20 protein-coding genes and 4 tRNA genes are annotated in these 19,129 nt (G+C 75.3%); 10 read left to right on the forward strand and 14 right to left on the reverse strand.

The features are described from left to right. Positions 1-146: 146 nt before the first annotated feature. The gene (locus JK356_RS11600; protein WP_201867577.1) at positions 147-716 is read left to right on the forward strand and encodes a CGNR zinc finger domain-containing protein; all 570 of its coding nucleotides are present in this window, start codon (positions 147-149) and stop codon (positions 714-716) included. 20 nt (positions 717-736) lie between these two features. Here the strand turns inward: JK356_RS11600 and JK356_RS11605 are convergent, their stop codons facing one another. After that, positions 737-904: a hypothetical protein gene (locus tag JK356_RS11605; protein ID WP_201867578.1), complete on the reverse strand. Its 168-nt coding sequence runs from the start codon at positions 902-904 to the stop codon at positions 737-739. 147 nt (positions 905-1,051) lie between these two features. Further along, on the reverse strand, positions 1,052-1,465 hold the full coding sequence (locus JK356_RS11610) for a hypothetical protein (protein ID WP_201867579.1): 414 nt from the start codon (positions 1,463-1,465) through the stop codon (positions 1,052-1,054). A 129-nt stretch (positions 1,466-1,594) separates the two neighbouring features. Between JK356_RS11610 and JK356_RS11615 the strand changes: the two genes are divergently transcribed. Further along, positions 1,595-2,113: a DsbA family protein gene (locus tag JK356_RS11615; RefSeq protein WP_201867580.1), complete on the forward strand. Its 519-nt coding sequence runs from the start codon at positions 1,595-1,597 to the stop codon at positions 2,111-2,113. Positions 2,114-2,134: 21 nt separating this feature from the next. Here the strand turns inward: JK356_RS11615 and JK356_RS11620 are convergent, their stop codons facing one another. Both JK356_RS11620 and JK356_RS11625 read right to left on the reverse strand, forming a co-directional pair. Continuing rightward, positions 2,135-2,941 carry a GNAT family N-acetyltransferase gene (locus JK356_RS11620; RefSeq protein ID WP_201867581.1) on the reverse strand — a complete coding sequence of 269 codons (807 nt, stop codon included), beginning with the start codon at positions 2,939-2,941 and terminating at the stop codon, positions 2,135-2,137. 31 nt (positions 2,942-2,972) lie between these two features. After that, positions 2,973-3,797, reverse strand: coding sequence for an aminotransferase class IV (locus JK356_RS11625; RefSeq protein ID WP_201867582.1), 825 nt, complete (start codon positions 3,795-3,797; stop codon positions 2,973-2,975). A 189-nt stretch (positions 3,798-3,986) separates the two neighbouring features. Here JK356_RS11625 and JK356_RS11630 point away from each other — a divergent pair. The 4 genes from JK356_RS11630 to JK356_RS11645 all read left to right on the forward strand — a co-directional run bounded on the left by JK356_RS11630 (position 3,987) and on the right by JK356_RS11645 (position 4,325). Further along, positions 3,987-4,059, forward strand: a tRNA-Gly gene (locus JK356_RS11630). Positions 4,060-4,082: 23 nt separating this feature from the next. Continuing rightward, positions 4,083-4,153: transfer RNA gene (locus JK356_RS11635), tRNA-Cys, on the forward strand. Between the two features lies 1 nt (position 4,154). Next, a tRNA-Val gene (locus tag JK356_RS11640) sits at positions 4,155-4,226 on the forward strand. Between the two features lie 24 nt (positions 4,227-4,250). After that, positions 4,251-4,325 (forward strand) — tRNA-Val (locus JK356_RS11645). A 187-nt stretch (positions 4,326-4,512) separates the two neighbouring features. Here the strand turns inward: JK356_RS11645 and JK356_RS11650 are convergent. Further along, positions 4,513-4,689 carry a hypothetical protein gene (locus tag JK356_RS11650; RefSeq protein WP_201867583.1) on the reverse strand — a complete coding sequence of 59 codons (177 nt, stop codon included), beginning with the start codon at positions 4,687-4,689 and terminating at the stop codon, positions 4,513-4,515. Positions 4,690-5,081: 392 nt separating this feature from the next. On the opposite strand from JK356_RS11650, the gene JK356_RS11655 reads away from it, so the two are divergent. Then, positions 5,082-6,176, forward strand: a complete 1,095-nt coding sequence (locus tag JK356_RS11655; protein WP_201867584.1) for a serine/threonine-protein kinase — start codon at positions 5,082-5,084, stop codon at positions 6,174-6,176. 16 nt (positions 6,177-6,192) lie between these two features. Here JK356_RS11655 and JK356_RS11660 read toward each other — a convergent pair whose 3' ends face one another. From JK356_RS11660 to JK356_RS11695, 8 genes are all read right to left on the reverse strand, one after another. Further along, positions 6,193-7,044, reverse strand: a complete 852-nt coding sequence (locus tag JK356_RS11660; protein WP_201867585.1) for an RNA methyltransferase — start codon at positions 7,042-7,044, stop codon at positions 6,193-6,195. Further along, positions 7,041-8,300 carry a uroporphyrinogen-III C-methyltransferase gene (gene cobA / locus JK356_RS11665; protein WP_201867586.1) on the reverse strand — a complete coding sequence of 420 codons (1,260 nt, stop codon included), beginning with the start codon at positions 8,298-8,300 and terminating at the stop codon, positions 7,041-7,043. The genes JK356_RS11660 and cobA overlap by 4 nt, the downstream gene beginning before the upstream one ends. Before the next feature lie 167 nt (positions 8,301-8,467). Further along, on the reverse strand, positions 8,468-11,278 hold the full coding sequence (cobT, locus tag JK356_RS11670) for a nicotinate-nucleotide--dimethylbenzimidazole phosphoribosyltransferase (RefSeq protein WP_201867587.1): 2,811 nt from the start codon (positions 11,276-11,278) through the stop codon (positions 8,468-8,470). Between the two features lie 157 nt (positions 11,279-11,435). Then, entirely contained in the window at positions 11,436-12,704 is a 1,269-nt protein-coding gene (gene cbiE, locus JK356_RS11675; RefSeq protein WP_201867588.1) for a precorrin-6y C5,15-methyltransferase (decarboxylating) subunit CbiE, read from the reverse strand. Between the two features lie 79 nt (positions 12,705-12,783). Further along, complete coding sequence (locus JK356_RS11680) at positions 12,784-13,380, reverse strand: GNAT family N-acetyltransferase (RefSeq protein WP_201867589.1); 597 nt, start codon at positions 13,378-13,380, stop codon at positions 12,784-12,786. A 122-nt stretch (positions 13,381-13,502) separates the two neighbouring features. Further along, complete coding sequence (locus JK356_RS11685) at positions 13,503-14,366, reverse strand: MetQ/NlpA family ABC transporter substrate-binding protein (protein WP_201867680.1); 864 nt, start codon at positions 14,364-14,366, stop codon at positions 13,503-13,505. Between the two features lie 95 nt (positions 14,367-14,461). Beyond that, positions 14,462-15,133, reverse strand: coding sequence for a methionine ABC transporter permease (locus tag JK356_RS11690; RefSeq protein ID WP_201867590.1), 672 nt, complete (start codon positions 15,131-15,133; stop codon positions 14,462-14,464). Beyond that, a complete protein-coding gene (locus JK356_RS11695; RefSeq protein ID WP_201867591.1) occupies positions 15,130-16,200 on the reverse strand; it encodes a methionine ABC transporter ATP-binding protein in 1,071 nt (356 codons plus the stop codon). The genes JK356_RS11690 and JK356_RS11695 overlap by 4 nt, the downstream gene beginning before the upstream one ends. 413 nt (positions 16,201-16,613) lie before the next feature. On the opposite strand from JK356_RS11695, the gene JK356_RS11700 reads away from it, so the two are divergent. Further along, positions 16,614-16,988, forward strand: a complete 375-nt coding sequence (locus JK356_RS11700; RefSeq protein ID WP_201867592.1) for a hypothetical protein — start codon at positions 16,614-16,616, stop codon at positions 16,986-16,988. Next, positions 16,981-17,442 carry a hypothetical protein gene (locus tag JK356_RS11705; protein ID WP_307815530.1) on the forward strand — a complete coding sequence of 154 codons (462 nt, stop codon included), beginning with the start codon at positions 16,981-16,983 and terminating at the stop codon, positions 17,440-17,442. The genes JK356_RS11700 and JK356_RS11705 overlap by 8 nt, the downstream gene beginning before the upstream one ends. On the opposite strand, the gene JK356_RS11710 is transcribed toward JK356_RS11705, so the two are convergent. Beyond that, positions 17,422-17,919 (reverse strand): GNAT family N-acetyltransferase, encoded by a 498-nt coding sequence (locus JK356_RS11710; RefSeq protein WP_201867594.1) that lies wholly within the window; start codon positions 17,917-17,919, stop codon positions 17,422-17,424. The two genes, JK356_RS11705 and JK356_RS11710, sit on opposite strands and share 21 nt — an antisense overlap. Positions 17,920-18,432: 513 nt before the next feature. Here JK356_RS11710 and JK356_RS11715 point away from each other — a divergent pair. Then, complete coding sequence (locus tag JK356_RS11715; protein ID WP_201867595.1) at positions 18,433-19,113, forward strand: 1-acyl-sn-glycerol-3-phosphate acyltransferase; 681 nt, start codon at positions 18,433-18,435, stop codon at positions 19,111-19,113. Positions 19,114-19,129: the final 16 nt, after the last annotated feature.

The following is a 19,129-nucleotide window of genomic DNA, read 5'->3' on the forward strand; positions in this document are numbered from 1 at the left end:
CGGCGCGGAACCGGCGACGGCCACCACGGGCGGGGCGCGGCCATGCGCGGGTGCTCGCCGGCTCCGCCGGCATGGCCCGCGCCCCGCCCGCACGCAGCGGCTAGAGTCCTTGAGGGTGAACTCCCCCTACGGACCGGACAACCGCCGTGCTGCTCACTCACGACACCCGGTGCGCCCTTGACTGCGCCGTCGCGCTGCTGAACACCGAGCCGCACGGCGGCAGACCCGACCTGCTGACGGACGTCGACGCGCTGCGGCGCTTCGTGCGGGACCACGCGATCAGCGATGTGCGGCTGGAGCTGCTGGAGCCCCGGGACCTGCGGGACGTGCTGCGGGTCCGCGCCGGATTCGCCGACGTGTTCGCGGCGGATTCGGACGCCCGGGCCGCCGAGCTGATCAACGGCATGGTGGCGGCCGCCGGGACCACGCCGCGGCTGACGGACCACGACGGACACGACTGGCACGTGCACTACTTCGCTCCCGGCGCGGCCCTCGCCGACCACCTGGCCGCCGACTGCGGCATGGCGCTGGCGTTCCTGGTGGTGGCCGGGGAACGGGAGCGGCTGCGCCGCTGCGCGGCCCCGGGGTGCGGGCGGGCCTTCGTGGACCTCACGCGCAACCGGTCACGCCGGTACTGCTCCAGCCGCACGTGCGGCAACCGTCTCCACGTGGCGGCCTACCGCGCCAGGCGCCGGGGCGGCGGCGCGGGCGGCTGAGGGCCGCCGGGGAGAGGTTCTCAGAGCAGGAACTGGTCATGGAGCCCGGTGATCAGCAGCAGCCCGCCGATCACCGTGAGGAAGAGGATCAGCGGCGGCTGGGAGAGGGCGAACAGGCAGCCGCGCCCCTCCGGAGCGGGCTCGGTGTCCGGTGTGCGGGAGGTGTCTGGGCTGGTGCTGTGTGCCATGTCGCGGTGATCATGGCGCAGGCCGGGCCTCTCGCGCGATCAACACGTCTCGTTTCCGCCGTGATCTGTACAACATCGCTCTTGTCGCGTCCGCGGCCTTGATCCCGTTTCGGCCGGAGGCCGGGGCGGCGAGGGCGCACGAACGGCTCAGATGCCGTGCTTCTTCAGGATCGCCTCGATCTCGGAGAAGTCCGACAGGTCGTCCCCGCCTCCCGCCGCGGGCTTCCCGCTGCCGCGCGAGGAGGTCCTGGGCAGGGCGGCCGGGCCGGAAGCGCCCTCGCCGCCGGCCGCCGCCTGGCGGCCGCGCCCCCTGCCCTCCACCAGGCGGGCGACGAGCAACAGCAGCACGGCGAAGGTGAGCACCCCGAACCCGGCCCAGGCCACCGGGTTGACCGTCATGTTGACGACGAACCGCACCACCCCGGTCATCGCCAGGCCCACGGGCAGCAGTGCGACGGCGGCCACGCGCAGGGCGGTCGCGTACCGGCGCCTGCGCGCCACCAGGAGCGCGAGGCCGATGCCGGCGGCGGAAATCAGGGTGCAGACGGTGCCTATCAGCATCTTTCCATCCTGCCTCGCCGCCCGGCGCCGGGGAAATGGCCGGGCGGCAAGGATCAGGGACCTTTCCGGGGTCGCCGCCGGGACGGGGGCGTTCCGGTGCCGGGCGGAGCGGGTGGGAAACTGGGCGGCATGAGCGAACCGACCGCCGCCCGCGCCGTCCTCGAGGTCTGGTGTGACCTCCAGTGCCCCGACTGCCACCGCGCCGAGAGCGATCTGGCGGCGCTGCGGGAGCGGTTCGGGGACACGCTGGAGATCCGGCGCCGCCACTTCCCGCTGGCCTCGCACGCGCACGCCTACGCGGCCGCGCAGGCAGCCGAGGAGGCGTACGCGCAGGGCAAGGGCGACGAGTACTGCGCGGCGCTGCTGGCGCGCACCGACGACCTCGCCGCGCGCGGCGAGACGGTGCTCACCGAGGTGGCCCGGGAGTGCGGCCTGGACGCCGGCGAGATCGAGTCGGCCCTCATCGACGGCCGCCACCTGCTGGCCGTGGACGCCGACCAGGCCGAGGGCCAGGCGATCGGGGTCACCGGCACCCCGACGTACGTGATCGGCGGCAAGCGGCTGGACGGCGGCAAGAGCCAGCAGGGCCTGCGGGAACGCGTCGCCAGGCTCGTGGAGTCCGCGCTGGCGGGCACGGACGCCTCCTGACCGGGCTGCTCCGGCGGCCGCTCACAGCAGCGGCTTGCCGAGCCTGATTCCGCTGATGCGGTACCCCAGCGAGGCGTACAGGCGCAGCGCCGGGTCGTTCGCCGGGGAGACCTTCAGGCCCAGCCGGCGGACACCGGCCTGGCGGCAGATCCGCTCCGCCTCGTGCATCAGCGTCCTGCCGTAGCCGCGCCGCTGGTCGCGGGGCCGGACGGCGACGGAGACGACGTGGCCGCCCGTGCCGTGGCCCAGCCGCGCGCCGCCGAGGCCCAGCCACAGCGAGCCGACGTCGGTGCCCTCGCGGGCCAGCATGCGCAGCGCCGGACGCGTGCCGCCGGGGCCGGGCGGCAGCGTCCCCAGCGCGCCGGCGGCCGCGCCCGGGACGGCGTCCGGCAGGAAACCGGGCCCCTGCTGGGCGAGCCAGCCCAGGTACTCCTCCTCGGTGACCGCGCGGACGGCGGTGCCGGGCGGCGGCGCGGGCACAGGCTGGGTGAGGCCCTTGACCAGGGTGCGGGCCGACTCGGTGTAGCCGAGGGCCGAGGCCAGCGCCAGGGCGGCGCCGGCCGTCGCCGGGATGTCGGCCTGGATGTGGCGGCAGCCCCAGGAGCGCAGCACCTCCTCGGCGGCGAGCGCCGCGACGGTGGCACGGCCCCGGCGCCGCTCCGGGCCGTCGACCTCCAGCCGCAGAATGCGCCCGGTGCCGCCGGTCGCATCGGCGGCGAGGCGCAGCAGGCCCACCGCCCGGCTGTTGACGCGGATGTCGTACAGGCGGGCACGGCCCCCGGCCGCGTCGCGTTCCTCGGGGCCCGCCGGGCGCAGTGTCGTCGTCATCGCAGGTTTTCTTCCCGCTGCGGCGGCCGGATCACGGGTCGCTGTCGAGCGCCTCACGCTCCTGGAAGACGCGCATCACGCGCTGGGTCACCGGACCGGGGGCGCCGGGCAGCTCCCGGCCGTCGATCCGGCGGACGGCCTGCACGTCGCGGGTGGTGGAGGTCAGGAAGACCTCCTCGGCCCGCGCCAGGCAGTCCATGGGCAGGCCGGTCTCCTTGGCACCGGCCCATTCGAGCACGAGCGCCCTGGTGATGCCCGCCAGGCAGCCGGCGGACAGCGGCGGAGTGTGGAGCTCCCCGTCCAGCACCACGAAGACGTTGCTGCCCGTGCCCTCGCAGAGCTGGCCGGCGGTGTTCGGGAACAGCGCCTCGGAGGCGGCCCGCTGGCGGGCCCGGGCCAGGGCGATGACGTTCTCCGCGTACGAGGTGGTCTTCAGGCCGGTGAGGGCGCCGCGTTCATTGCGGGCCCAGGGCACCGTGATCACGGCGGTGGTGTCGGGCCGGCGCGTCCGCTCAGCGTGGGCGACGATCAGCGTCGGCGGCCCCTCGCCCCGGTCGGATCCCAGCGGCCCGCGGCCGCCCGTGTAGGTGATCCGCAGCCGGCCCAGCGGCAGCGGCACGGCGTCGAGGACGGCCCGGCAGGCACGGCGGACCTCACCGGGGTCGGGCTCGGGCAGCCCGATGCCGCGGGCGGAGGCGGCCAGCCGCTCCAGGTGCCGGGTCAGGGCGAACGGCTGGCCGTCCGCCGTCTTGACCGTCTCGAAGACCCCGTCTCCGACCGTCAGCCCGTGGTCGAAGACGGAGACCCGCGCCGCCCCGGGGTCGCGCAGCTGGCCGTCCAGCCAGATCAGCCCCATCGTGCTCTCTCCCGTCTGCCGGTTCCGTCGCCTGGTCCCCCGCTGCCGTTCCCCCCTACTGACGCTACCTGGCCCGGCCGCGACAGGGGGGTGGCACAGGTCTCCCGGCAGACGGAGTTTGAGCTGGCCCGCGAATCCGCTAAAGTTCATGACGTCCCCGGGATCACACCGAGACCGGAGGCAACGACTGCGGACGTAGCTCAGTTGGTAGAGCACCACCTTGCCAAGGTGGGGGTCGCGAGTTCGAGTCTCGTCGTCCGCTCGAAGGGGGCCTGCTCCCCCTGTGGTGGAGTGGCCGAGAGGCGAGGCAACGGCCTGCAAAGCCGTCTACACGGGTTCAAATCCCGTCTCCACCTCGGACGATTAGCTCAGCGGGAGAGCGCTTCCCTGACACGGAAGAGGTCACTGGTTCAATCCCAGTATCGTCCACCGGGGCCGCAGGCCCTCGCCCCCGCGCGATTAGCTCAGCGGGAGAGCGCTTCCCTGACACGGAAGAGGTCACTGGTTCAATCCCAGTATCGCGCACCATCCGTACATGGTCCGGGCCGGAGAGTCACGCTCTCCGGCCCGTTCCCGTGTGTGACACCCCGAAGGGCATCGGTGCCCGGGCAGCTCCCCAGCCACCCGGGCACATGCCGTCCGCCACCCCCGTCCCCACGGGGTTGCTCGCCGGTGTCCCCGGCCCGGGCCGCTCTTCCCGGGCCTGGGGCGCCGTTCAGCGCCCCAGCGTTCCGGCCACGGACGACGCCTGCGTGACGACGGCTTCCACGCCGCCGAAGACGGCAGCGAGGGCAAGAGCCAGCGGCAGCACCATGGCCGTGGCCACCAGCGGGTGGCGCCGGGAGGTACGCGCCTTCCCCCGCCTCGCGGCCGGCTGTGCGGTGACCGCCATGTCTCCCCTCCTGCCGTGGTGTTGGGAGCGGCGGGCGGGTGACCTCGGGGGACGAGTGCTGCGCCCGCCGCTCGGTCATCCACCTTAGGCTCGCGCGCCGTCCCGCACGTCAGACCGCCGTACCGGCCTGGGGGTATCCCGCAGGATGACACCGGGGCCGAGCGGCTACTCCCCAGGGTGGATGCGCGGCTACGGGCACCAGGGTTGTCCCCCAGGGGACGCCGGGAAAGCCGGGGAAAGCCGGAAAAAACCTGGGGACAGGCCCGGGAAGACACCGGGACAGGCGCCGGGAAGGGGCGCTGGGGCGGGTGCGCGCTGCGCGGCCTTTCGCCGCCGCGGCGGCGCAGTCCGTAAGCTGTGGCCCAGCACAAGCACCCGGCAGCGAGGTAGACATGGCGATGATGCGGCTCCGTCGCGAGGACCCGCGAGTCGTCGGCGCGTTTAAGCTCCACCGGCGGCTGGGGGCCGGCGGGATGGGCGTGGTGTACCTGGGCTCTGACCGGCGCGGCCAGCGGGTGGCGCTGAAGGTGATCCGGCCGGAACTCGCCGGGGACGCGGAGTTCCGCTCGCGGTTCGCCCGCGAGGTGTCGGCGGCCCGGCGGATCAGGGGCGGCTGCACGGCCCGGCTGGTGGCGGCCGATCTGGAGGCCGAGCGGCCGTGGTTCGCCACGCAGTACGTGCCGGGCCCCTCGCTCCACGACCGGGTGCAGCAGGAGGGCCCGCTGTCCGCCGCCGAGACCGCTGCCATCGGGGCCGCGCTGGCCGAGGGGCTGGTGGCCGTGCACGAGGCCGGGGTGGTGCACCGGGACGTCAAGCCCTCCAACATCCTGCTGTCGCCGAAGGGGCCCCGGATCATCGACTTCGGGATCGCCTGGTCCTCGGGAGCGAGCACGCTGACACACGTCGGGACGGCGGTGGGCTCCCCCGGCTTCCTGGCGCCGGAGCAGGTGCGGGGGCAGCCGGTCACGGCGGCGACCGACGTGTTCTCGCTCGGCGCCACGCTGGTCTACGCCTCGCTGGGCGACTCGCCGTTCGGGCAGGGCAGCTCCGAGGTGATGCTGTACCGGGTGGTGCACGAGGAACCGGAGCTGCGGGGCGTCCCGGCGGCGCTGGAGCCGCTGCTGCGGGCCTGCCTGGCCAAGGCACCGGGCGAGCGGCCCAGCACGCTCCAGCTGTCGCTGCGGCTGAAGGAGATCGCGGCCCGCGAGGCCCGGGGCAGCGTTCCGGTGGCACGCCCCGGCGCCGCCCGGCCGCGCCCGGCGCCGGCGCGGCCGCAGCAGGCGGCCCCCGCACCGTCCCGCTCCCCGTCCCGGCCCCGCAAGCCAGCGCCGCAGCGGCGGCCGGCGCCCGCGCCGCGCCGCCCGGCCCGGCCGCTGCAGCGGGTGGACCGGCGCCTGCTGCGGCAGCGTCTGATCGTCTTCGTCACGGTGACGGTGCTGGTGGCCCTTGGTATCGCCGCCGCGCAGGGCTGCCAGGGGCCGGTCTGACGGCCGGTACGGGCCGCTACGGCCGCGGGGCCGCGGGCCCGGACGCCTGGCGCGGGCGGGTGGCGTAGAAGGCGACGGCCGCTGCGGCCGCCACGTTGAGGGAGTCCACTCCCCCGCTCATCGGGATCGTGACCGTCAGGTCGGCGGCCGCGAGCGTCTGCGGGGCCAGGCCGTGGCCCTCGGTACCGAGGATGAGGGCCAGGCGCGGGTCGTCCCGCGCGGCCAGCTCGTCGAGGGTGATCGGGTCGCCGCCGAGCGCGAGGGCCGCCGTGGTGTAACCGGCGCCGCGCAGCAGGGATATGCCGGCCGGCCAGCTCGCCAGGCGTGTCCACGGCACCTGGAGCACAGCGCCCATGGAGACCTTGACCGACCGCCGGTACAGCGGGTCGGCGCAGCGCGGCGTGACGAGGACGGCACCCACGCCCAGGGCGGCCGCGCTGCGGAAGGCCGCGCCGACGTTGGCGTGGTCGACGATGTCCTCCAGGACGGCCACGCGCCGCGGCGCCGGGCGGTCCGGGGGCGCCAGCAGCCGGGCCGGGTCGGGCAGCGGGGTGCGGTGCATGGCGGCCAGGGCGCCGCGGTGCACGTGGTAGCCGGTGACGCGCCGCGCCACGTCCTCGCTCACCAGGTAGACCGGCGCGGCCGTGCGCTCGGTGAGGTCGCGCATGGCCTCGGCCCACCGGGGCGTCACCAGCACCGAGCGCAGCGGGTAACCGGCGGCCAGCGCCCGGCGGATCACCTTCTCGCCTTCGGCCATGAAGAGGCCCTCGGCGGGCTCGCGCCTGGTGCGCAGCGCGACGTCGGTCAGCGCGGTGTAGTCGGACAGCCTCGGGTCGTCCGGGTCGGTGACGGTGACGGGTGCGCTCACGCCGGTCCTTCCGGTCCTTCTTCCGGTCCTTCGGGTCCTTCCGCGTCCGCCGCGCCGACGCGCACGGTCTCGCCGACGACGATGACGGCCGGGGGCCGCACCTGCTCGGCCGCGAGGCGCTCGGCCACGGTGCCGAGGGTGGCGTCCAGCCGCCGCTGGCCGGGCGTAGTGCCTTCCTGGACGACGGCGACGGGGGTACGGGGATCGCGGCCGTGGCGGACGAGGACGTCGGCGATGGCGGGCATGTTCTCGACGGCCATGAGCAGCACGAGCGTGCCCTCCAGCGCGGCCAGGGCGGGCCAGCGCACCAGGGAGCGCGGGTCACCGGGCGGCACGTGGCCGCTGACGACGGTGAACTCGTGGGCGACGCCGCGGTGGGTCACGGGGATCCCGGCGGCGGCGGGCACGCTGACGGCGCTGGTGACGCCGGGCACGACGGTGACGGGGACGCCGGCCCTGGCGAGGGCCTCGGCCTCCTCCTTGCCGCGCCCGAAGACGTACGGGTCGCCGCCCTTGAGCCGGACGACGAACTTGCCCTCCCTGGCGTGCCGCACCAGGGCCTCGTTGATCGCCTCCTGCTGCATGGCGCGGCCGTAAGGGATCTTGGCGGCGTCAATGACCTCGACGTGCGGCGGCAGTTCGGCCAGCAGGTCACGCGGGCCGAGCCGGTCGGCGATGACGACGTCGGCCTCGGCCAGCAGGCGGCGCCCGCGCACGGTGATCAGGTCGGGGTCGCCAGGGCCGCCTCCGACGAGGGCGACACCCGGCGGCCGGTCGCGGTGGCGGGGGGCGGCGAGGGTGCCCTCGCGCAGCCCCTCGACGACGGCATCGCGCACGGCGGCGGAGCGGCGCGGGTCGCGGCCGGTGAGCACGGCGACGGTCACGCCGTCGCTGTGGCCGGTGGCGGGAGTCCAGGCGGTGGCGGCCTGCGCGTCATCGCTGCGGACGCACCACACCCGGCGGCGCTCGGCCTCCCGGGAGGCAGCGTCGTTGACGGCGGGGTCGTCGGTCGTGATCAGCACGTACCAGGCGCCCGCCACGTCGCCTTCCCGGTAGCCGCGCCGCTCCCACCGCAGCTCTCCGGCCGCGGCCATCGCCTCGACCGAGGGCGTGACCTCGGGGGCCACCAGCAGCACGTCGGCGCCCGCGGCGAGCAGCGCGGGCAGGCGGCGCTGGGCGACGGTGCCGCCGCCGAGCACCAGGACACGGCGTCCGGCCAGGCGCAGACCGACCGGGTAGGGAGGGATCTCGGGCATCGGTGTGCGGCTCCTCGCAGGGGGACGGGCTTCACTCCTCGTCGCCGCTGCTGCGCTGGAGCGGCGTGGTCACGGGGACGGCCGGGCCGCCCCCGTTCACGGTACGGCGCCGGCCCGGGGGCAGCCGGCGCCGCGGGGGTCAGTTCTTGCCGGTCAGTTCTTGCCGGTCAGTTCTTGTCGGTCACGCCCGCCGCGTCGAACGTCGCCACCTCGCGCAGGGCGCGGGCGGCGCTCTGCACGACCGGCAGCGCGAGCAGCGCGCCCGTGCCCTCGCCCAGGCGCAGGTCCAGGTCGACGAGGGGCCGCAGGCCGAGCGCGGTGAGCGCCGCCTGGTGGCCCGGCTCGGCGCCGCGGTGCCCGGCGACGCACACCGACACCGCCTCGGGGGCGATGGCGCGGGCGGCCAGGGCCGCGGCGCCCGCCGTGACGCCGTCGAGGATGACAGGCACACGCAGGGAGGCGCCGCCGAGGATGAAGCCGGTCAGCGCGGCGTGCTCCAGGCCGCCGACGGCGGCGAGGACGCCGAGCGGGTCGGCCGGGTCCGGCTGGTGGTGCTGGAGCGCCTGCCGCACGACCTCGGTCTTGTGCGCGTGCGTCTCGTCGTCGACGCCGGTGCCCCGGCCGGTGACCTCGGCGGCGTCGGCGTCGGCGAACACCGCGATGAGCGCCGCCGAGACGGTCGTGTTGGCGATGCCCATCTCGCCGGTCAGCAGGGCGCGGTTGCCCGCCGCGACGAGGTCGCGGGCGGTCTCGATGCCGACCTCCAGGGCCCGCAGCGCCTCGTCCCGGGTCATGGCCGGCCCGGCGGTGATGTCGCCGGTTCCGGGCCGGACCTTGCGGGGCATCAGGCCGGGGGCAGGCGGCAGGTCGGCCCGGACGCCGACGTCGACGACGCAGACCTCGGCGCCGACCTGGTGGGCGAAGGCGTTGCACACGGCGCCGCCGCGGAGGAAGTTGGCCACCATCTGGGCGGTGACCTCCTGCGGCCAGGCGGTCACCCCCTGGGCGTGCACGCCGTGGTCCCCGGCGAACACCGCGACGGCGGCGGGCTCGGGCACGGGCGGCGGGCAGGTGCGGGCGAGCCCGCACAGCTGGGCAGCCAGCACCTCCAGGGCGCCGAGCGAGCCCGCGGGCTTCGTCATCCGCTTCTGCCGCTCCCAGGCCTCCCCGAGCGCCTGCGCGTCCAGCGGCCGGATCTCGGCGAGGGTCTCGGTGAGCAGGTCGTGCGGCTCGGAGCCGGGCAGGGCGCGGCGGCCGTAGATCTCCTCGTGCACGACCCACGACAGCGGCCTGCGGCGCGCGGTGCCGCCCTGGGCGGGGCCGGGCTCCTCGGGGAACTCGTCGACGTAGCCCACGCACAGGTAGGCCACGACGTCGAGGTGCTCGGGCATGCCGAGGGCGCGCACGAGCTCGCGCTCATCGAAGAAGCTGACCCAGCCGACGCCGAGGCCCTCGGCGCGGGCGGCGAGCCAGAGGTTCTCCACAGCGAGCGCGGAGGAGTAGGGCGCCAGGTGCGGCCGGGGGGCGCGGCCGGGCGCGGAGCCGGCGCCCCGGGTGGGGTCGGCGGTGACGACGATGCTGACGGGGGCGTCGAGGATGGCCTCGTCGTGGAGCTCCTTGAACTGCCGGGCGCGGGCGCGGGGCTGGGTGGCCGCGTACTCCTCGCGCTGGCGGACCGCGAGGTCGTGGACCGCCTGGCGGGTCTCGGGGGAACGGATGATGACGAAGTCCCAGGGCGGGGCGAGGCCGACGCTGGGCGCGGTGTGGGCGGCCTGGAGGACGCGCAGCAGCACCTCGTCAGGGATGGGGTCGGGGCGGAAGCCCTCGTGCACGTCCCGCCGTTCACGCATGAGCCGGTGGACGGCGTCGCGTTCGGCGTCGGGCAGGGCCGCCGCCGGGGCGGGCCGCTGCTGCTCCGGCGCGGGAGCCGGCTGCGGTGCCGCGGGTTCCGGGGCGGCCGGTTCCTGGGCTTCGCCGGCCGCGGCGGGCTCCTCCGGCTGCGGGGGCTGCGCGGCGGCGGGCTGGGGCGGCTGCTCCGGAGCCGGCTCGGAGGCGGGCTGCTGCGCCGGGACGGCGGCGGGCGGCGGGGCCTGCCAGGCGCCGGCCTGTGCGGGCACGCCGGCCACGGGCTGCGGCGCGGCGGGCGGCGGCGTCTGCGGCGGACCGGCCTGGCCGGGCACGACAGGGGCCGGCGCGGGCGCGGGAGGAGCTGCCTGTGCCTCGGGGCCAGGGCCCGGCGCGGGCTGCTCCGGCACCGCGGGCGCCCCGGGCGACTCGGGCGCCGCGTTCCCCTCGGGGGCCTCGGCGGCGGGCGGCGCGGCGGGTCCGGGCTGCGCCGTGCCGGGGGCGGGGGCCTCGGCAGCGGGCGGCGCGGCGGCGGCCAGGTCGGCGGGGGCGGGCGCGCCGTCCGCGCCGTCCGCGCTGTCCGCGGGACCGGGAGCGCCAGGGGCCGGAGCGGGCTCCCCACTGTCCGCCGGCGCCGCCGGCGCGCCGCCGGCGGGCACGGCTTCGGACACGGTCTCGGGCACGGCCCCGGACGCGTCAGGTGCAGCTTCGGGCACGGCCTCAGCTGCGGCCTCGGGCGCGGGCACCGCCTGGGGCGGTTCCGCGGCCTCGTTCGCCGGGGCCTTTGGCACGGGTGCGGCCGGCGCCGGCTGGGGAGCAGGGGCCTGCCCGGCGGCCTGCTCCGGCGGCACCGGGCCGGGCACCGGCGCGGCCGGCCCGGGCGCCGGGGACACGGGTGTGCCGGACGAGGGCGCGGCCGTGCGGCCGGCCACGAGTGAGTCGCCCCAGGCGCCGGTGGCGCCCGGCATCAGCAGATCCTCCTCGTCCCCCTCCGCCGGCTCCGCGGTGTCCGCGGGCTGGCCGGGAAAGGGGTAGGCAGCGGGGTCCGGAACGCCCGGTCCCTCGTGCTGCGCCGGGGGCGGCGCCGCCTGCTCCGGCTCTGCCGCTTCCCGGATCCGGCCGGTGTCCGTCATGCGTACCCCTCGCGCATCGGTCGTGCTCCTTCCAGCCCGACGGGTGCACTGCTCCCGTCGCGTGCCCGCCACATCCGGACATAGGCGGAGGAATCCCCTGGGCCGGGGCGGCGGCACAACGATCCATCAGCCTACCCGCGCTGACGGGACGTGCCGGTCAGGGGTGGGAGGCGGGCCCGTTCGGCGCGGTCCTCGCCGCGGACGCGGCCGCCGGGCGGCGGCCGGTGAGAAGGAAGGCGACGCTGCGGTGCCGCTCCGACCAGTCGGCGGTGCGAAGTTCGACGGACTGCACGAGCGTGCAGCGGACTTCGTACCCGGCGCCGCGCAGGATCCGCCCGGCTGCTTCGGCCTGGTCCCGCGTCAGCACGTGCGTGACGATGCGCTGGGGCCTGCGGTCCGCGCACGCCGCCAGCGTGCGCGTGCCGCCCGCACCCACGCGCACCAGGTCGGGCTCGGGCAGACCGGCCAGCACGGACGGGGCCGGCCCGTTGACGACCTCGACCTGGAGGCCCTGCCGCCGGGCGGTGGCGCCGATGACGGCGCAGGCGCGGGCGTCCCGGTCGACGGTGATGACGGCGGCGCCGAGGCGGGCGGCCTCGATGCCGACCAGGCCGCAGCCCGCGCCGACGTCCCACAGCAGGTCGCCGGTGCCCGGGCCGAGGTCGGCGAGCTGGAGGGCGCGCAGCCGGGGGTCCCCGCCCGTGCCGTGGCCCCCGGGCGGCGCGGGCTGCTCGTACTCCTCGGGTTCCAGCCCCCAGCCGCGCGGCTGGGCGTCGTGCCCGGGGTCCGTGCCCGCGAGCCAGCCGCTGGCGGCAGCCGGCACGGTGCCGCCGATGACGAGGACGACGTTGGGGTCGGTCCAGCCGTGCTGGGTGACGTTGTCCGAGGTGAGGACCGAGACGCGTTCCCTGGGGGTGCCCAGCGACTCGCAGATGACGAACGTGCGGTGGACGCCGCCCAGCAGCAGCGCGATCTCGGCCGGGCCCGCCCCGGGTGAGGTGAGGACGGCGACCTTGGGGTGGGCCCGGCAGACGTTGACCGCGCGGCGCAGCGTGCGGCGGGTGGCGACGACGACGCGGGCGTCGTCCCAGGGCATGCTGGCGCGCGCGAACGCGGCGGCCACGGCGGAGACCGCAGGGATGACCTCGACCTCCAGGCCGTGCCGGGGGTCACGCAGATCCCGCACGACGCCGAAGAAGCCGGGATCGCCGTCCGCGAGCACGACGGCGGTGCCGCGGTGGGCGGCGATGCGGCGGGCGGCGAGGGGCACGCTGCCGAGCTGGATGCGTTCCGCGTGGGACGGGATCTCCGGGAGGGCCAGGTGACGGGGGGCGCCCGCCACGAGGGTCGCCGCCTGGAGCGCCGCCCGCGCGGCCGGGTCCAGAGGGCTGCCGTCCCATCCGATCACGGTGACGCGGTCGGCCATATCCGGGGGACTCCAGGACTTCGGAGACGTACGGGGAGGTGGAGGTCGGGACGGGAACGGCCCCGAGCCTACCGCGCGGTCAGCCCTGCGGGGCGTCCTCCAGGTCCTCGGGCAGCAGCCCCCAGACGATGAGGTCGGTGCGGATGTCGGTCCAGCCGCCGTCCTCGGTGCGCGAGCGCACTATCAGGGCGTTGCGCAGGACGCCCTCGCTGACGCAGCCGATCTTCTGGGCGACCTGCTGCCCGGCGGTGTTCCCGGCGGCGGTGCGCAGCTCAAGCCGCTCGAACTTCTGGTCGTCGAACAGCCAGTGGGCCAGCGCGAGCATCGACTCGGCCGCGTAGCCCTCACCCCGCGCCCACGGGGCGATGACGTACCCGGCCTCGGCGGAGAGGGTGTGCCAGTCGGTCCGGGTCAGGCGGACGCTGCCGACGAGCCGGTGGGTGAGGTTCTCGGCGACGGCGAAGACGATGCCGCGCCCCTCGGCGCGCTCGGCGGGGGCCACGCGCGTGATCCAGTCCCGGGCCAGCGCCGTCGTGTAGGGGACGGGCACGGCGGTCCAGGCCACGGTGAGCTCGTCGTTCATCATCTCGGTGAGCTCGGGGACGTCCGCTTCCTCGAACGGGCGCAGCTGGAGCCGGTCCGTACTGATGGTGATCGCGGGGAAGGTGGGTGTCATGCGCCGCTCCTGCCTGGGGTCTGCGGGGGACAGCATGCAGCATGGCCCGCGCGGACGCGGCACCCGGGCCCCGGCTCACGGCCGGGACCCGGGTGCGGGCGGGGCGCCCGGGGGCGCCGGGGTCAGGGGGCAGGCTCGCCGAAGGCCGGGATGACGGAGCCCTCGTAGGTGTCCTCGATGAACTGCCGCACCTCGTCGGAGGTCAGGAGGCGGGCGAGGGTCTGCACGCGCGGGTCGTCCTCGTCGCCCGCGTTGACGGCGAGGAAGTTGGCGTACGGGTTGTCCTCGGCGGCCTCGGCGATGAGGGCGTCCTCGACCGGGCTCAGGTCCGCCTCAAGGGCGTAGTTGCCGTTGATGACCGCGGCGTCGACGTCGCTGAGCGCGCGGGGCAGGGTGGCCGCCTCCAGTTCGCGGAACTCCAGGCCGTTCGCTTCCGCGATGTCATTGGTGGTGGCCTCGGCGCCGGCGCCGTCGGCGAGTTCGATGACGCCGTGCTCGGCGAGCAGGTTCAGGGCCCGGCCGCCGTTGGTGGCGTCGTTGGGGATGGCGATGGTGTCACCGGCGGACAGCTCACGGATGTCGCTCAGGGACTCGGAGTACACCCCCAGCGGCTCCAGGTGGACGTTGACCACCGGGACGATGTCGGTGCCCTGGTCGGCATTGAACTGGTCCAGGTAGGGCCGGTGCTGGAAGTAGTTGGCGTCCACCTCGCCGTTGTCCAGCGCGGTGTTCGGCAGCACGTAGTCGGTGAACTCCTGGATCCGCAGGTCGAGTCCGGCGTCCTCGGCGAGGTTGTCCCGGACGAACTCGAGGATCTCGGCCTGCGGCACGGGCGTGGCCGCGACGGTCAGGGGCCCGGAGGCGTCAGCCTCGTCCCCGCCCCCGCCGCCGGACGAGGGGTCGGAGTCGGTGCCGCAGGCGGTCAGGCCCAGGGTGAGGGCGGCAGTGGCGGCCAGGGCGGCCGCGAAACGGGGGTGTTCGGTGATACGCACGAAAAGTGCCTTTCGGTGTGTGCTTCTTCGGTGTCCGGTGCCGGTCGGGCGCCGGAGGCTTCGCGAGGGATTCGCATCGGGGAACGGGCTCAGGTGCTGGCGCGCTCGCGGCGGCGCAGGAGCCGCACCACGGCGTCGCCCAGCAGCTGGACGGCGGTGACGATGACGATGAGGACCAGCACCAGCAGGAGCAGCAACCGGTCCTCGAACCGCTGGTAGCCGTAGTTGAGGGCGAGGGTACCCAGCCCTCCGGCGCCCGCGGCGCCGGCCATCGCCGAGTAGCCGATCAGCACGATGACGGTGTTGGTCAGGCTGGCCACGAGCGACGGCAGGGCCTGCGGCAGCATCACCTTCAGCACCACCGTCCAGGTGCCGCCGCCCATCGCCCAGGCGGCTTCGATGAGACCGTGGTCGACCTCGCGCAGGGAGGTCTCGACCAGCCGCGCGAAGAAGGGGATGGCGCCGATGGACAGCGGAACGATGGCGGCGGTCGGGCCGATGGCGGTGCCGACGAGGAAGCGGGTGAACGGGATCAGCAGCACCAGCAGGATGACGAACGGCAGCGACCGGGCCACGTTCACGATGAGGCTGAGCGCCTTGTTCACCACCGCGTTGCGCAGCGGGCCGCCCTGGTCGGTGAGGACGAGCAGCACGCCCAGCGGCAGCCCGCCCAGGACGGTGTACAGCGTGGACCAGCCGACCATGTAGAGCGTGTCGATCGTGCCCTGGGTCAGCAGCGGCTCCATCTCGTCCCAGGTCATGCGGCGCTCCCCTCGTCGGTCGTCTGGCCGGCGGGGGCCTCGGCGGCCGGGACGCCCGCCCCGGCCGCGCCGGGTATCTCGACGGTCAGGCCGCGCTCGCGCAGGAACCGGAGCGTCTCGCGGTTCTCCTCGGCGCTGCCGGGCAGCTCGATGCGCATCCGGCCGGTCTGGCGGCCGCCGATGGTGTCCATGGCCGCGCCCAGGATGGACACGTCGACGTCGTGGTCCCGGGCGAGCTGGGAGATGACGGGCTGGCCGGCCGCGTCGCCGTGGAAGGTGATGTCCACGACGGTGCGTCCCGTGCCGCCCGTGCCGCCGCTGAGCGGGAACAGTTCGCGGGCGAGCCGGGAGCCGGGCGTGGCCAGCAGGTCGGCCACGCGGCCGGACTCGGTGATGCGGCCCTTCTCCATCAGGGCGGCGGAGTCGCAGACGGCCTTGACCACGTCCATCTCGTGGGTGATGAGCACGACAGTCAGGCCCAGCCGCTCGTTCAGCTCGCGCAGCAGGCGCAGCACGGACCGCGTGGTCTCGGGGTCCAGGGCGGAAGTGGCCTCGTCGGACAGCAGGACCTTGGGATCGCCTGCCAGGGCGCGGGCGATGCCGACACGCTGCTTCTGGCCGCCGGAGAGCTGGGCGGGGTAAGCGCGGGCCCGGTCGGCGAGACCGACGAGGTCCAGCAGGTCGAGGGCCTTGCGGGCGCGTTCCCTGCGGGTGAGGCCGAGGATCTCCAGGGGCAGCTCGACGTTGCCCTGGACCGTGCGGGCCGACAGCAGGTTGAAGTGCTGGAAGATCATGCCGACGCGGGTGCGGGCCCGGCGCAGGTCGCGGCCGGCGCGGACGCCGTGGGCGGCGAGTGCGGTGAGGTCCTGGCCGTCGATGGTGACCGTGCCGGAGGTGGGGCGCTCAAGGAGGTTGAGGCAGCGGATCAGCGTGGACTTGCCGGCGCCGCTGCGGCCGATGACGCCGAAGACTTCGCCCGTGCGGACGTGGAGGTTCACGTCCGCGACGGCGGTCACCTCGCGGCCACGTGAGCGGTAGACCTTGGTGAGGTCCGTGGTGGTGATCACTGGCGTTCCGTCACTGTCGGGCCCCTCGCGCGGGCGGGCGCGGCGGGGCGCGGGAATGTCCGGTGCGGGACTGGGGGTGTGAGCTCAACCCTGGCGGGCGGCCTGGCTGCGGCCGGCCTTGAGGGCTCGCTTCGGGGCGCGAGTCCGCTCACGGGGGCGTGGGCCCTCAGCGGTCACACATTCGGCACAGACAGCGAGCACCGGGCGTCATCGCGGCCGCGGTCGCCTGGGTGCGGGTGCTCGTCGTGTGCATGCGGTCCAGTAAAACAGACGTTCGCCGCGGGGCCGGCGGCGAAGCGGGCGTAACCGGGCGGGCTGTGGCCAACGCCACCCCGGGCGGTGGGGCCGGGGTCGGGCCCGGGGTGCCCCGGGGCGGCGGCGGGCGGCCGGGCGGGCCGCAGTAGAGTCGGCGCATGCTCACCCCGCTGACGGTTACGGTGCTGGTGACCGCGCTCGCCCTGGCCGGGTGGTGCGGCTACGCATCGCTGCGCGACCAGCCCGTCAAGGACTGGCACTACCTGGGCATGGCAGTGGTGCTGCTGCTGGCGCTGGTGCAGCTGGCGGTGAGCGTGTTCCAGCTGGCGGACGGGCAGCGGCCCGGCGGCGGGTCGGCGGCGGTGTTCGTGTCCTACCTGCTGGCGGTGGCGCTGTGCCTGCCGCTGGTGGCGATCGTCGCGCTGGGCGAGCGCAGCCGCTGGGGCTCGGCGACGGTGGCGGCCGGTGCCCTGGTGATGGCGGTGCTCCAGCTGCGGCTGGCGGACGTGTGGCAGGGAGGTGCCGGTGGCTGAGGAGGCGGCGGACGGCCGGAAGACACGGGGCACGCTGAGCCACGGCCCGGGGCGGCTGCTGGTGACGCTGTACGGGATCTTCGCGGTCGGGGCCGCGTCCCGGTCGGCCTACCAGCTGTCGACGCGGTTCGAAGAGGCGCCGCTGGCGTACACGCTCTCGGCGGTGGCAGCGGTGGTGTACGCGTTCATCACGCTGTGCCTGGTGCGCGGCGGTGACGGCGCCCGGCGGGCCGCGCTGGCGTGCTGCGGCGCGGAGCTGGCGGGCGTGCTCGTCGTGGGCACGTGGACGCTGGTGGAGCCGGAGGCGTTCCCCGACGCCACCGTGTGGTCCGACTACGGCATGGGCTATCTGTTCTTCCCCCTGGTCCTGCCGGTCACCGGGCTGCTGTGGCTGCGTGGTGACCGGCGGGACCGGCGGGAGCAGCGGGCCGCGTCAGGCGCTGGCAGCCAGTGAGCGGGGAGCCTCCTTCTCCAGCGTCACCGTGCTGAGCTTGCGGGAGACCTCTTCAGTCGCGACCGGCACGTAGCCCAGCCGGCGGTACAGCCGCAGGTGTGCCGGGCCGCGTGAGGCGAGGAGCCGGTAGCGGGCGGCGGCGCGCTCCTCGGCCAGCCGCTCTTCGATGGTGGCCAGCAGCCGGCCGCCGAGGCCGTGGCGGCGCAGGCGCGGGTGGACGATGAGGCGGCCGATGCAGGCGGTGCCGTCGGCGTCGACGGTGCCGCGGACCGAGCCGACGACCTCGTCGCCGAGGCGCGCGACCAGGACACAGCCGTTCTGGATCTCGTCGCGCAGCGCGGCGAGGGACTGTGTGAGCGGTTCGATGCTGTAGTCGCCGCGCATCTCCGCTTCGGCCTGGAAGCAGAGGTACTGGAGCTTGAGGATCTGCTCGGCGTCCTGCTCAGTTGCCTTGTCGATGGTGACACTCTTGCCCATGGACACACGCCTCCTCAGCGGTGGTGGGCCAGCCGCGCACGGGGGAGGGTCGCGCGGACGGCCGGGGGAGCCCTGACGGCGCGGGCGGGTCCGCGCCGTCGATATTGTGCTAGGGAGTTGGTGCCTTGGGAATGCGGCATGGCCAACTGCCGTGAGAGATATCTGACTCCCGGCGGGGTTGCGCGGTGCCGCCATGGTGTGGCGTTCCGTCAGTTCGAAAGCCGGCGGCGAGCGTGGCCGGAGCGGTGAGGGCGCCACCGCTGCCGGGGGATGACGGGGCGGTGACGGGCCCGGTGCCCTCGGCGGAGCGCGCGGTCTCGCCGAGACCCGGCCGGGGGTGTGCGGGCGGCAGCCGGAGGGGCCATGGCGGGCGGGGCGCGGCAGGGCCGAGAGGCCCGGGCGTCAACCCAGGTCGCACCCGGTGCGGCGGACGCGGGCGGACGCGAGTATCGTCCTGATGTCATGCGGCCGCGCGCATGACCATGTGCCGACCGGAGGGGAACCGGAGGGAAAGTGTCCCGTTTCGCGCTGCTGAAGGTGCTGCTCGGCCCGCTGCTGAAGCTGGTCTTCCGGCCCCGGGTCGAGGGGGCCGACCGCATCCCGGCCGAGGGCCCGGTGATCCTGGCGGGCAACCACCTGACGTTCATCGACTCGCTGGTGCTGCCGCTGGTCTGCGGACGGCAGGTCTTCTTCATCGGCAAGGACGAGTACGTCACGGGCCGGAGCCTCAAGGGGCGCCTGATGGCGTGGTTCTTCACCGGGGTCGGCATGGTGCCGGTGGACCGCGACGGCGGTCACGGCGGCGTGGCCGCGCTGATGACGGGCCGGCGGATCCTCGAGGAGGGGAAGGTCTTCGGCATCTACCCCGAGGGCACCCGCTCCCCCGACGGCCGGCTGTACCGCGGGCGGACGGGCATCGCACGGCTGACGCTGATGACCGGCGCCCCGGTCGTGCCGTTCGCGGTGATCGGCACCGACCAGGTGCAGCCCGGCGGGCGGGGGCTGCCGCGCCTGGGCCGGGGGCGGCGCATCACTGTGCGCTTCGGCCAGCCGCTGGACTTCTCCCGCTACGACGGCATGGACCGGGACCGGTACGTGCTGCGCGCGGTCACCGATGAGGTGATGACGGAGGTCATGCGCCTGTCGGGCCAGGAGTACGTGGACGTGTACGCCACGAAAGTCAAGGCCGCCTGACACCGTTTTCCCGCGG

Source organism: Streptomyces sp. 7-21, from assembly GCF_016741785.1.
Taxonomy (GTDB): Bacteria; Actinomycetota; Actinomycetes; order Streptomycetales; family Streptomycetaceae; genus Streptomyces.

Coding starts and splice junctions, on each gene's coding strand:
- JK356_RS11625 (WP_201867582.1), bottom strand. CDS start 3,797: ATGGGGCTGATCTGGCTGGACGGCCAGCTGCGCGACCCCGGGGCGGCG.
- cbiE (WP_201867588.1), bottom strand. CDS start 12,704: ATGGCCGACCGCGTCACCGTGATCGGATGGGACGGCAGCCCTCTGGAC.
- JK356_RS11700 (WP_201867592.1), top strand. CDS start 16,614: ATGCTCACCCCGCTGACGGTTACGGTGCTGGTGACCGCGCTCGCCCTG.
- JK356_RS11620 (WP_201867581.1), bottom strand. CDS start 2,941: ATGACGACGACACTGCGCCCGGCGGGCCCCGAGGAACGCGACGCGGCC.
- JK356_RS11680 (WP_201867589.1), bottom strand. CDS start 13,380: ATGACACCCACCTTCCCCGCGATCACCATCAGTACGGACCGGCTCCAG.
- cobA (WP_201867586.1), bottom strand. CDS start 8,300: ATGCCCGAGATCCCTCCCTACCCGGTCGGTCTGCGCCTGGCCGGACGC.
- JK356_RS11655 (WP_201867584.1), top strand. CDS start 5,082: ATGGCGATGATGCGGCTCCGTCGCGAGGACCCGCGAGTCGTCGGCGCG.
- JK356_RS11710 (WP_201867594.1), bottom strand. CDS start 17,919: ATGGGCAAGAGTGTCACCATCGACAAGGCAACTGAGCAGGACGCCGAG.
- JK356_RS11605 (WP_201867578.1), bottom strand. CDS start 904: ATGGCACACAGCACCAGCCCAGACACCTCCCGCACACCGGACACCGAG.
- cobT (WP_201867587.1), bottom strand. CDS start 11,278: ATGACGGACACCGGCCGGATCCGGGAAGCGGCAGAGCCGGAGCAGGCG.
- JK356_RS11690 (WP_201867590.1), bottom strand. CDS start 15,133: ATGACCTGGGACGAGATGGAGCCGCTGCTGACCCAGGGCACGATCGAC.
- JK356_RS11610 (WP_201867579.1), bottom strand. CDS start 1,465: ATGCTGATAGGCACCGTCTGCACCCTGATTTCCGCCGCCGGCATCGGC.
- JK356_RS11650 (WP_201867583.1), bottom strand. CDS start 4,689: ATGGCGGTCACCGCACAGCCGGCCGCGAGGCGGGGGAAGGCGCGTACC.
- JK356_RS11615 (WP_201867580.1), top strand. CDS start 1,595: ATGAGCGAACCGACCGCCGCCCGCGCCGTCCTCGAGGTCTGGTGTGAC.